The following is an 11,724-nucleotide window of genomic DNA, read 5'->3' as shown; positions in this document are numbered from 1 at the left end:
AATCTCTTCGGGCTTCGGTCGCTTGTTTGCCATTCGTGGTCCTCCGTTTCCTAAACATAGCGGTGGACCAGTTCAGTTGGGGAGGCTCAGTGACGTAACGGTCTGGTTCAGCGAAGACGCGGTGTCTGGATGGTGCGCAGTGCGCTCCGGCAAGCGCGGTGGTCAACAACGATATTCTGATCTGTCGATTGAGACCTGTTTGACCTTGCGCGCCGTGTTCGGCTTACCGCTTCGCCAAACGCAGGGCTTTGTCCGCAGTCTGCTGCGGCTCATGCAGACGGACCTCCCCGTGCCGGATTTTTCGACGCTTTGCCGGCGTGCGCCATCGCTTCAGATCGCGCCTGACATCCGAACAGCCAGTGGTCCGATCGCGCCGGTTGTGGACAGCACAGGGCTGCGTGTCCACGGTGGCCGCGAGTGGATGCGGGAGAAGCACGGGCTACCGAAGGCCTGCAAAATATGGCGCAAACTGCATATCGGCTTCGATCCGGAGAGCGGCGAGCTTGTGGCGTCCTGCCTGACACCCCAGCAGGTCAGGGACCCCGGCGCTCTGCCCGACCTTCTTGCCGAGGTGTCCGGTCCGGTGCGCCGTTTCATCGGTGACGGGGCTTATGATGGTGTACCAACCGTCGCGACCAACCGGCATGCGTTTGGCCCGGATGTCGAGCTGATTATTCCGCCGCCGAAGAACGCCGTTCCCGGAGATTGCCAGGCACGTAACGCCCATATCGACATGATAACCGAAACTGGCCGAATGGCATGGCAGAAGGCCACCGGTTATGGTCAGAGATCGCGCGGCGAGGCCCAGATCGGGCGATACAAACAGGTCATCGGACTGGAACTGCGCAGCCGCAACATGGAGACCCAGACAACCGAAGCCCGCATCGCTGTCAAAGCCCTCAACCGCATGACCCGTCTAGGTCGTGCGACCTATGAACGTGTCGCATAACGAACCGGGGAAAGGGGCAAATGCGGCCCAAGCGCTATTCGTGCAACACGGTCGCCCTTTAACGAGATCATGCTCAAAAACCTGTTCGAAAAACTTCGACCAGTACAAACCTCAGATCACGCAGGCTCGTCAACTAGACACCAGAGTTTGCGACACATCCCCAACGACCGCCCGAAGACCAGTGAAATCGGTGTTTTTCTGGAGAATTTTTTGTCCGCCGCACTGATACAGCAATAGACTTTCCTCAGCTGAAAATAGTTCGATTGCGAAGAGCCTCGGGGCCCTCAAGTTGCGGTGTCTGAGGATAGTTCCGACTTGGCAGAACGCCTCTCAGCTGCGTATGGAAATCGGCATAGGTAATGTCGGGATTTTGCCTAATTAACGCGATTGCATTGGCAGACATAGCGCCGTTGTAGCGACTGTTAATCCAAGCGTCATACGACAGTTCAACGGCGGTGCAACCGGTCAACAAAAGATGGTTCATATTGGCGCCGCTGCCAAAGGAGCGATGGCGTGTTGGTACCATATGCGTATCCCATCTCCGATGGTTCGTCATCGGCATGTACCGCACCAGTGTAGGGTAGTTTGGCGCGACAGGCTGATTGTCGGTTCGGGAACCGTCGAGCATAAACCGTGACACTGTTCCGGAATGGCAGGAGTCGCTGATAATTGTCAGAAACACACCATCTGTTAGCCGATCGATGATCTCGCGAATCTCGTCGTCCACGATGTTGCGGTTATGTGCGCAAATCGCCTCGTCGTAGTTGTCGGGTTCGTCGTGATCATTTTGATCAAGAATGTAGGTTCCGTGGCCCGAGAATGTTAGTACGATGTTGTCGCCTGCAACAGCGTTGTCCACGAGCGATGCGAGCGCTTCCAGGATTGCGCTGGCGGTTGCCTGTTCGTCGGCCATGACCGCTACGTCATACCCGAAGTATTCAGTGAGCAAATCGGCCCAGTCGTTCATGTCGTTGACACACCCGTTCAGGTCGTTGCCGGATCCAGGGTAGTCATTGATCCCAATACAAACTGCTTTTTTTGACATAATTTGGTCTCCTTGGTTAAAAAATCAGGATTGTCTGCGCCGCGAGGTGGCGCAGCGCAGACCTCTAGGTGAACACTCCCCAGTTGGTGCTGTTGTCTAGCGCTGGAGTGTAGATGCCGGTTGCTCGCCGCCCGTTGCCTGAGGCTTGATTGTGGGCTCGTTCAGCGCCGGTCATAAGATCAAGGGTTTTCGCGCCCAGATAGCCGGTCTCGGTCAGGCCGAGATGGCTTTGCAGCCGATTAACCTCTTGGCCGCGCGAACCAAAGCGTAACGCTTCCAGGGCGGTAGTTTGCCCGTTTGCGGCAAGGACAGCTTCTTTGCCAGTGGCTAGAAGAAGATCTACACGCTGCCTGGAACCAATTGATGTCAATACCCTCTGAAACCTTTCCCATTGATCAGAAGGGGTGCTGTGGCCTCTGACGGTCAGGCAACCCCAAGACGAATACCGCGCTCCCAGGTCGGCGTTTTCGGACAGGTAGTATGAGCAATGAACGTTGTCGTAGGGTTGTGATAAATCGAAGATATCCAATGTCTCCATCTGCGCGTCATTGGTTGAGCGCAAGACGGTTGCATCGGCCCCGGATTCGGGATCAGCACTGGAGAGGCCCATGCGTAGGGCGGGCTGGATACTGCGGTGCCGCCAGATGTAGAAGGAATGCATCCCTGTTGGCAACATGTTGCAGGCGGAGCCACCATTTGCGTACCCGGCAATAGCCTTTCGGCATGGAACCGTGGAGCCGGTGTAAACGTTCAGTCGGTGCGTCGCCGTGAAGTAAAACCCAATAACACAACGGAAATTTCTGTGATCTGGTCGCGTGGTCCTTAGTTGAACGGTAGACACGTTCTCAGCCTGGTCACCTGACACTAATTCGGCACCGCGCAGGGCAAAAGCGATCACGCCATTGGTACGGTAAGGTTGATAGTGACCAGCAACAAAGAGCATTTCCAATACATTTGGTGTCAGTTGGAAATTGGATGCTTCTGGCGCATCGACCAGATAAGCGTAGTCTGGCGCTTCACGATCGTCCGAAGGCCATGTCACGTCAGAAGTGCCGAAACTGCGCGCACCTGATCTATCATTCTTGCGTATGGTCAGATGTTGCCTAAAATCGGGAGCTTCCGGATCCGGCTGGGCACCGATATCAGGGTATCGGGCCGCCTGTTCCATTGTCATGTCTGACATGGTTTTAACTTTGAGACCCTGCGGTTCTTGTTCAGGGGGGTAGTCTGTCAGGAAGTTTTTCATGTCGCCGTTCTCTCTATTTTCGTTCTGAAATCGCGAACCGGTTCTCTGCTCTGTGGCATCGGATGTTGCGGTCCGCGATGAGTCGCCATTGAGGCGGTGCCTGAACGTCGGTCAGTTGTGTCGTTAATTCCTTCTTGTTCTGACTTTTTTGGTCAGTTGATTGCTTCCTTCAGCGCTTTTGCGAGATCGGATTTGTTGTTCTCAAAGGCCGTCGACATAGCCTCCAATGCAATCGACGGATCTTGGCTCTCTGAGACTTTTGCAACCATGTTGAAGGCACCTTTTGCCGTCTTTTCAGAAACAGCAACGAGGGTCGGATCTGCAACGTAGGAAGAGCCAACCTGCAGACGGCCAAGATTGAAGAGATATACCTCAACTCCAGTCGCCGGGTCGTTGGCGGATTTTTTGGGAGCGCCAAATCCTAGAGCGACGGTGACAGTTTTACGGCCGTTTCCTCGGTTGAGCGCAGAGGTATCGGCATATTGCAGATGGTTCATACGAAGCACGCGTGCACCAGTGTCAGATGAAGCTTTGAGCTCCAAATAGAATGCCGGCTGATCACTCAGCCCGAGGGATCGTACAACGTCAACGGATAAGCCCTCCCCAATTGTACTCTGGGTCGACGCGCCGGATGGTCCGTGATAGATCACAATACAACCATCACCGTCAGTCGCGTTGCGGGTTGCCAATCTTACTTGCTCCGGGCCGCCGACATGCGCGCCACTGGCCAGAAAGTGACCGTTGAGATTGGTTTGAGCACGTTTGAGACCGATTGAGACGGCCTCAACAGCGAAGTCGACGCCAATTGCGACTGCTGCACCCCCGACGCCTCTTGATTTGGCGCGATCTGGTTCTCTTGCGGGTACGATTTCTGCAATCGGTTCGGTCATATCAGTCGGGCAGGCAGACAAATAACGTACGGCCGCGGTCGGGCGAGATTGGTTCTTGCTGCTGACGGACAGACCTTCAAAATCCCGTCGATCAGTCGTGCAGGCCGCAGCGGACACGCCAACTGCACACAATAGTGCGAATTTTACCTTGGTTTTCATAAGGGTCCCCCAACAAAAACGTTTGATGTTATGACGAGCGCTGCATTTGGCGCTGCTAATGAAACCAATCTAAAACGGGGGGCGTGACTCGACCGTGACCCCCGCGTTTACCCGGTAATAACTGTTGGAATTATTGGGGGAATCGTGTGTAGTTGCGTATCAAAGCGGCCCACCATCCGGTCCAAATTTGAGTACACGAGCACCGGTAAGGTTTTCGGCCACGACTCGAACCACCGGAACGCCGATGTTTTTTCGGGTCAAATTGACCCACCAAACAGGACCGCCAATGGCGACGGCAATCTCTGCAACATGTGACGTGTTGGCTGGAGAGAGCGCACGCCGGTCTTGCGGATTCAATAGCGCGGCTTTTTGATTTTCGAAAAGCTGGCAACGCCGTAGAAGTAGCCTGTGATGATTTTGCAATTTACCTTGTCGGGCGGCTTGAATTGCCAGAACTAGGCCAAATTCCATCTGGACCAGTTCGGAAAAGGCCGCGCGTACCGCCTCGGCGGGATCCCACGACGCCGCCACTCCAATGATGGGAAGCTGGTTAAGTTGATCGATCGAACAGGCTACAATCGTAGTGATGCCCGCGAGGCTTTCAAGGAGGAAGAAGCGGGTAACTCTCGTCTGTTGAGCGCCTTGTCTGGCTCGCTTGATCATCCCGTCTACATCCCAGATCTCCTGCCACGAGGTCGACAAATGGTACGCAGGAATATGACCCAGCCACCATCGCGCAATGGTGTGGCGTTCGATTCTTTCCAATAGGGCGCCCGCGATCGCAGATCGGAGGTCCTTGCCCGCCGCGCAGCCTTCTGTACCGGGGTCTTTGGCGTCGGCTTTGTCAGTAATTGTCACAGTGGCCGCGTCAACGGACCAGCGGTTTTGAGTGGCCAGATCAGTGGCGAGAAAATCTCGATCCTGTGGCTGCCTGTGGGCCGACAAGATTTCGGCAGCTTCACCGAGGCAAGATGCACGGGCCGCGGATTCAGTTTCACCTTTGCCGGAAACTGAACCACCACCCGGAAGTTCTATCAGGGAAACCCTCCATTGAGGCGCGTAAGGGGGGATGACTATAACAGGTTCGCCAATTTCACGGGCTAATCGATCGATGGTCATGTCAATACTATCTTGCAGCTTTGGATTGAGTCACGCTGCTGTCACGCGTTGGAAAATAGTTTGATTCTCGAGCGGAAGGAAGTTGGTATGTCAGCACACGGTTTAGGAAAAATTCCGGCAGAACTTATTGAAAAGCTGAATGAACAAGTTCGCTACATTCTTCATCTTGATGGAACGGATTACGAGGGTGCGACGCTCGCCGAGGCGTACGCGACCCTGCTCAAGGAATTTCAAAAAGACCACAGTATTGCTGATCACATACAACGGGAATGGCCCATCCCGTCAGGCAATGTCTATCTCGCACAGTTGATGGCGCATGATCTTATCCAGACAGTTGAGACGGGTTGCAAACATGAACCCTACGAGAACCTTGTACGACGGCCCTTGATGCTGGAAACGATTTACGGACGCGGCCCCGATGTGCAGCCGTTGCTATATCAGGTCCGTGAACAGGATGAGTCTGAAAAGGATCGTCCGGTGTTTCGACCGAAATTCAGGCTTGGCACATTCAGATCCCTTGATGGGAATCGCCAATTTGGCCTTGATCTGCCCCGCGCTTCAGAATGCGCGGCGCCAAATGGCAACGGGGTTCAGAGTTGTGATCCAGGATTCACGAGGCGCGAGGCAATCATTGCGGATCGGCGCAACGATTCACATACAATTCTGGCGCAAATCACTGCTGTCTGGATGTTGTTTCACAATTGTATCTACGATCAGCTGATTGCGCAGATTGCAAAACCGACAAGCGCCGAAATACGAGCGAGTTTTGCGAGTGCAAAAAGGATTGTCACGGCGACGTGGCACAAGGTCATCAGAAACGACATTCATCCCATCATACTAAAAGAAAAGGAAAAATCTGAAGAAGTGAAAGCTGATGGCACTGATGTTGTGGCACCGAAACTGGTTGCAGCGACTGACGATTGGGTGGACCCTATCACGGGCCTGCCAAGCGCCGAGGCGCGCGTCGCGATACGGTGTCTGCACTGCTTGCCGCGGGCCCACTATGAATTTTCGGGATCGCGGGTCGAAAGCCTGTCTGAAGTGTTGCAGGTAGCGTCGGAACGCTTGGTGGACAACATCAACAAGGAATGGATCCTAGATTGGAGAAAATTCTTTGATTTCGGCGGCAAGGACCGCAACAAGCTTCGGACGAGATACGTAGCCGGCTTTGCAGCAGGCATGACGCGCGGTCGTGACGGTGCCCATTTGCTGCGGGCGGATCTTGAGCGCGTTCTGGAAATCTTGCATGGACCGGATGTTGACAAAAGGCTTCTCGAATTCGTTTCTGAGGGTTTTGTCGAAAGGCTTCAAGCGGCGATTGCCCGCGTCAGCCTTTTGCCGGACGCAGATGCTAATGCGATCGCGCGTGCCCAGCAGCAAGAGCAAGTCACCAGGTTTCCACCGCTTCTCATCGACTTGATGCAGGAAGCCGCCAAAGAAACGCCTGCAGGCCATCTGGGTCCTACGGGCACCAAACTGCTGTCGCCGTGGCTGTTCGGCGCATTGAAACAGGCAGAGCAACGCGTCTGCTTAACCAATAAAGAAGAGGAAATGGTGAAGCACAAGTTTATCGAAATCCTCACAACAACAAACCAAGTTTAGCTCTGAAGGAAAGGATCTAGTTATGGTAAAGGCAACTCATGCAAGGGATTATGGCGCGGCAGCCGAAATCGGGAAAAAGATCAAAGAAAGGGCGGATGACCGTAATCTGACAGGTGTGGAAGATTACATCCTCAGCCGCATTACAAGGGTGGGCGGACCCGACGTTGAGGAGATTGTTCTCCTACACGAACCCGACGATCACCAAGTAAAATTTGTGGTCGTACCGCATAAGGATATTATCGCAGACACAAGGCCAAGTTTGGGCAGTGCGCGTTACGATTATAGAGAAGAAGAACTGCCAGTTGCGGCGGCGGCCGTGATCCGAAAGTTGGATCCCAGCGGGACCATGACGTCCGAGCAGCTTGGCGACGCGATCAAGATGCTGGCCTCAAGCCCCCCTGACGCCGAGGAATTTTACTTCTTCAAGATGGGCGAGTACTGCGTCACACAATGCCAGTAGTTTAGACTTCGACCTTGGCCAGGGCCGCGCGAAAGCCCTGATCAAGCTTTGACCGCTGATCCGCATTGCGGATTGGAAAGCTGTCTATGAACCAATCCGCAAAACTGTCGCGGGTTGGTTTTTCAGTGTTGATCCAATCCGGTCGCAGCCTTTCGACCATACGCTCTGTGGTTTCGATAGCCTCGGATTGACGCCCGAGGTGCCAAAGGGCAGAGGCTTCCCAGCCCAAAAGATTGGAGATTGCACCATCCGCGAGTCTTGATGCGCGCACGGCCTCTTCGTAGCGCCCATCGAGAAAGTTAATACCAACCAAATAACCGTTGAGAAAATCCGGTAGAGTGTGTTGCAGTTCGTTTGCGGCCTCGATCAACTCAAATGCGCGTTCTGTTCGACCACAGAAAGCTAGGCCCTGTGCGCTGGATACCAAAGTAAATGGATTTATCACATTGAGGTCGAGGGCCTGTCTGAAATGAAACTCCGCATGGTCGAATTCACCGCTCATCAAATGCGTCCAGGCCATAACACGCTGAGCACGGGTTTCAAGCGGATCGATTTCAAGCGCTATCCGCGCGTGGTACAGGGCTTTTTGTCGAAATTTAACTGTTCGATGCAGCCCTGGAAAGAAGATGTGGCGGGAATTGTAATTTGCGGCCAGTTCGGCGTGGGCCGGTGCAAACATGGGCTCGTCTTCGATTATAGCTTCGAGTAGTTTAGGAATTTCCAATCCGGCCTCCGGGCTCCAGACAGAGTTCAGTTTTTGGCAATGCAGCCATCGATCAAAGGCAGTTTGAGACTGGGGGGCTAAGTCGCTGCGACGCATCAGCCTGTCGGTGCTTATGTTGCTGTTGATGGCGGTTGCGAGACGCCGCGCTATGATGGCGTGTTTGGAGGTCCAGGATTCACGGGCGATTTCGTGCTGTTCACTCCATAGATATTGGCCGGTGCTTTCACGTTTCAACACGATAGTCAAAATCGGTTTGTCGCCACCAGCGAGGCTTTCAACCCCTTGTAAAACATAGTGATCAGCGGGGGTGTAATTGTCAGAGTCCTCTATGACATCCCACTCGCGGAATCGAATCAATATTGCCAGAAGGTCCTGGAAGAAGGCGCTGGAGATGTCGGAAATCGGACGATCTGAACCGGTGTGAAACCGGGACATGCGAATAGTGGGGCGGTCTCGAACAGTTACAGAGGTTGGATTTTTCGTCTGTAGCGATCCAAGTGAGACGATCTTTCTACCAAGCTTGATGTCAGAAATTAGGTCGATTGTCTCCGGCATCGGCTCAACATCATATTCTTCGCCCAGAACTCGGTAAAGCGTATCGTAGGTTCGAATGGCAGGAGCGGTTTCGCCTGTCGCCACGTAGTGGAGCATCAATGCGCGACATGCGGCCTCGTTTGTTGGGTCAAGGATCAAAAGGGCCTTGCAAGCATCTCGCACCAGCTCGGTTGCCACGTCGTTTGTAAGTTGTATCGCAAGAAGATCTTCAAGCTCGCTTTGGAGTCTGTTTCGCTGGACGGCAATCCAAGAGTCCAAGTCGGCGGTGATGCCATAAAGGTCGGCAAGAAAGCTCTCTACGACGCTCTGGGTACTCATCAGTTGCTCGGGGATTATGTTGTTTCGAACCGCCGTGAGAATGAGTTCATGGTCAATCGCGATATCCTCTTGCGCAAGTTGCAAGTGGTTCCCGCGTTCGCTGATCACGTTTGCAGCTTGACTGGCCAGATCCAGCCGTAGCCGACGAAGTGTTTGGCGCAGCGACGCCCGTGCCCGATGAGGCTCGGATTCCGGCCACAACAAAGCACAAAGGGATTGTCGCGAAATCTCACGATGATCGCTTAGGGCGATCAGGGCAAGTATAGAACGGGCCTTTTGGTTGGCGATCGTCAAGTGTACTTCATTAACTTGCAACGAAACGCGCCCAACAAGCGATAAAAGCTGGTTTGGCATTCCCCCTTGGGTCCTATTTGGTCTCTATACGACTTAATCCAATAGTTGCAGGACAGTGTGCCGGAAATCTAACCAAAAAACAAGCTGTTGCCGTTTCTGTCGGGACAACGAAGTCGCGGGTTTGGAATTGAGGCTCGCGACATTTGAGGATTTATCGGAAGGGGGGTCGAGTCCGGCTGAGTGCAGAATAGGGCGTTAAGGGGTTCTCCGCATATTGGACACGGATCATTCTCAACACGTTGTTCGAAATGGCAAGAAGCGGGCTTTTCGTCCATTCGTCGAAACTGTAGCGTCTGTGGTATCAGGCGGTGGAGCGGATTGATGCGTAGAATTGGTGCTTTGATTTTCCCAGGGTTTGAGTTGCTAGATGTATTTGGCCCTATGGAAATGTTTGGGCTTCTTAGCGATGAATTCAGCCTCAGTCTTGTCGCCGAGACGACTGGCCCGGTTGAAAGCAATCAAAGGCTATCGGCACATGCTGATTGTGCCATCGACGACGGTGCCGACTACGATCTACTTTTCGTGCCCGGTGGAGCGGGTACAAGACACGAGGTCAATAACGCGAGAATTCTGGATTGGATTGCCGAAGTCTCTACAAACGCAGAGTATACCCTAAGTGTTTGCACTGGGAGTGCCTTGCTGGCTAAGGCGGGCGTTCTGGACAATCGCCGAGCGACCACGAACAAATCCGCATTCGCATGGGTCGCAGATCAAGGGCCCAAAGTTGACTGGCTTCGGCAGGCCAGATGGGTCGAAGACGGGCCGTTCATCACATCATCTGGTGTCTCCGCTGGCATGGATATGACGCTTGGGGCAATAGCTGTAATGCACGGGAAGGCAACCGCTGATCAAGTTGCCAAATGGTGTGAATACACCTGGCATGAAGACAAAAACTGGGATCCCTTCGCTAAGATTCATGGGCTTGTTTAGCTTCGCCAAAATGGGCTTTCCTTCCCCTTTCTCCGCAGGGTGCATCAATATCTGGTGTTGTCGGCGCTTGAGAATTCACAGGTTTCCCGCTTTCATCTTCCGCCATCTACATTCGCCTGTGAGAATGATATGGGCCCAGCCAAGAGGCGAGATGTGCGCGAGGAGGTATGCTGGGGTATCCAACCCGGCCCTTTTCCGCTGCGCGACAGCGACACCAAGCTGTTTCGTATTCCAATAAATTATGATGGCGGTGAGCAAGTTCAGCCCTGCAATCCTGAAGTGTTGGCCCTCCGCGGTGCGGTCGCGGATTTCCCCCTGGCGACCGATCCGTAGGGCACTTTTCAGAGCATGGTGCGCTTCACCTTTATTGAGGCCAATATTGGCACGGCGCTGCATGTCCGTGTCGAGCGCCCATTCGATGATGAAGAGTGTCCGTTCAACTCGCCCGATTTCGCGCAGGGCAATGGCCAGATCATGTTGTCTCGGCCGCGCCGCCAGTTTCTTCAGGAGCTGACTGGGCTGCATCCTGCCTGAAAGCATCGTTGCGATGCAGCGCAGCACATCCGGCCAATTGGCGATAATCGTATTTTCCCGGATTTTGTCACCCACCAAGCTCTTCAGTTCAGTCGGGACACTGCGGCGATCAAAGACATGCAGCCGTTTGGACGGCAAATCCCTGATCGACAGCAAGCTGCGCGGCTGTGATCTAGTGAAGATGAAAATCGTCGACATTATGGCATCTGGCGAGATCAAAGAACGGGCTTCCGTGCTGCAAAGCAAAACGCAAAAACCGGTGCGCTTTGAAATATCCGAAGGCACCAGAGCCTCGGTCGAGAAGTGGATGGAGGATGAACTCATGGTCGGCTCTGAGTACCTTTGGCCGGGCCGCTTCCACGAGCGTCTTCACATCTCGACACGCCAGTATGCGCGGATCGTCCGAGATTGGGTAACATCGATCGGTCTAGAGGCGAGCGCATATGGTACGCATTCGATGAGGCGAACAAAGGTGACCCAAATCTACAAGAAGACTGGCTATTTGCGGGCGGTTCACCTTCTGCTTGGGCACACCAAGTTGGACAGCACAGTCCGATACCTGGGCGTCGAGCTTGAGGACGCGCTAGCAATCGCCGAGGCCATTGAAATCTAGCAACCTTGGGTCGCCTTCAAGGGCGGCCCATAGCCGACATCCAGCAGCCAACCCAGAGGCTGCAGTCGCAGCCTGCTTTGCTGACTTTCGCCGAGAGCGCGAAATTCGGGCTTGGTTCAACTCACACACCGCGGAGATAGTGTTGAAAAAGTCCATTGATTGGTCGGTCTGTCGCTGATTCACTCGTTTTATGAGCGGAGGTGCGGCGATGATGGGACCGAGGCAG

9 protein-coding genes and 2 pseudogenes are annotated in these 11,724 nt (G+C 54.0%); 5 read left to right on the top strand and 6 right to left on the bottom strand.

The genetic code is table 11. From position 1 onward, the window contains the following. The coding region (locus ACR0M3_RS19695) for an IS5 family transposase (RefSeq protein WP_480912353.1) at window positions 1–949 on the top strand (949 nt) is incomplete at its 5' end. Window positions 950–1,193: 244 nt separating this feature from the next. On the opposite strand, the gene ACR0M3_RS19690 is transcribed toward ACR0M3_RS19695, so the two are convergent. The 4 genes from ACR0M3_RS19690 to ACR0M3_RS19675 all read right to left on the bottom strand — a co-directional run bounded on the left by ACR0M3_RS19690 (window position 1,194) and on the right by ACR0M3_RS19675 (window position 5,408). Further along, window positions 1,194–1,994 carry a caspase family protein gene (locus ACR0M3_RS19690; RefSeq protein ID WP_480900884.1) on the bottom strand — a complete coding sequence of 267 codons (801 nt, stop codon included), beginning with the start codon at window positions 1,992–1,994 and terminating at the stop codon, window positions 1,194–1,196. A gap of 64 nt (window positions 1,995–2,058) precedes the next feature. Then, a complete protein-coding gene (locus ACR0M3_RS19685; RefSeq protein ID WP_480900882.1) occupies window positions 2,059–3,240 on the bottom strand; it encodes a hypothetical protein in 1,182 nt (393 codons plus the stop codon). 152 nt (window positions 3,241–3,392) lie between these two features. Beyond that, window positions 3,393–4,289 (bottom strand): hypothetical protein, encoded by an 897-nt coding sequence (locus ACR0M3_RS19680; protein WP_480900880.1) that lies wholly within the window; start codon window positions 4,287–4,289, stop codon window positions 3,393–3,395. Window positions 4,290–4,448: 159 nt separating this feature from the next. Beyond that, on the bottom strand, window positions 4,449–5,408 hold the full coding sequence (locus ACR0M3_RS19675; RefSeq protein WP_480912349.1) for a YcaO-like family protein: 960 nt from the start codon (window positions 5,406–5,408) through the stop codon (window positions 4,449–4,451). An 87-nt stretch (window positions 5,409–5,495) separates the two neighbouring features. Here ACR0M3_RS19675 and ACR0M3_RS19670 point away from each other — a divergent pair, with 87 nt between their 5' ends. Continuing rightward, window positions 5,496–7,010 carry a peroxidase family protein gene (locus ACR0M3_RS19670; protein ID WP_480912347.1) on the top strand — a complete coding sequence of 505 codons (1,515 nt, stop codon included), beginning with the start codon at window positions 5,496–5,498 and terminating at the stop codon, window positions 7,008–7,010. A gap of 22 nt (window positions 7,011–7,032) precedes the next feature. Continuing rightward, complete coding sequence (locus tag ACR0M3_RS19665) at window positions 7,033–7,470, top strand: hypothetical protein (protein ID WP_480900875.1); 438 nt, start codon at window positions 7,033–7,035, stop codon at window positions 7,468–7,470. A 1-nt stretch (window position 7,471) separates the two neighbouring features. Here the strand turns inward: ACR0M3_RS19665 and ACR0M3_RS19660 are convergent, their stop codons facing one another. Further along, window positions 7,472–9,361 carry an AfsR/SARP family transcriptional regulator gene (locus ACR0M3_RS19660; RefSeq protein ID WP_480900873.1) on the bottom strand — a complete coding sequence of 630 codons (1,890 nt, stop codon included), beginning with the start codon at window positions 9,359–9,361 and terminating at the stop codon, window positions 7,472–7,474. A 381-nt stretch (window positions 9,362–9,742) separates the two neighbouring features. On the opposite strand from ACR0M3_RS19660, the gene ACR0M3_RS19655 reads away from it, so the two are divergent. Next, a complete protein-coding gene (locus ACR0M3_RS19655; RefSeq protein WP_480900872.1) occupies window positions 9,743–10,351 on the top strand; it encodes a DJ-1/PfpI family protein in 609 nt (202 codons plus the stop codon). A 75-nt stretch (window positions 10,352–10,426) separates the two neighbouring features. Here the strand turns inward: ACR0M3_RS19655 and ACR0M3_RS19650 are convergent. After that, window positions 10,427–11,032: pseudogene (locus tag ACR0M3_RS19650) on the bottom strand (Tn3 family transposase); the annotation flags it as partial. Between ACR0M3_RS19650 and ACR0M3_RS19645 the strand changes: the two are divergent. Further along, window positions 11,031–11,498: pseudogene (locus tag ACR0M3_RS19645) on the top strand (tyrosine-type recombinase/integrase); the annotation flags it as partial. The pseudogenes ACR0M3_RS19650 and ACR0M3_RS19645 sit on opposite strands and share 2 nt — an antisense overlap. Window positions 11,499–11,724 lie beyond the last annotated feature (226 nt).

The organism is Ruegeria sp. O5, assembly GCF_056535105.1.
Note: the sequence above shows the minus strand (reverse complement) of the source record. Positions and strands in the feature narration are given on the sequence as shown.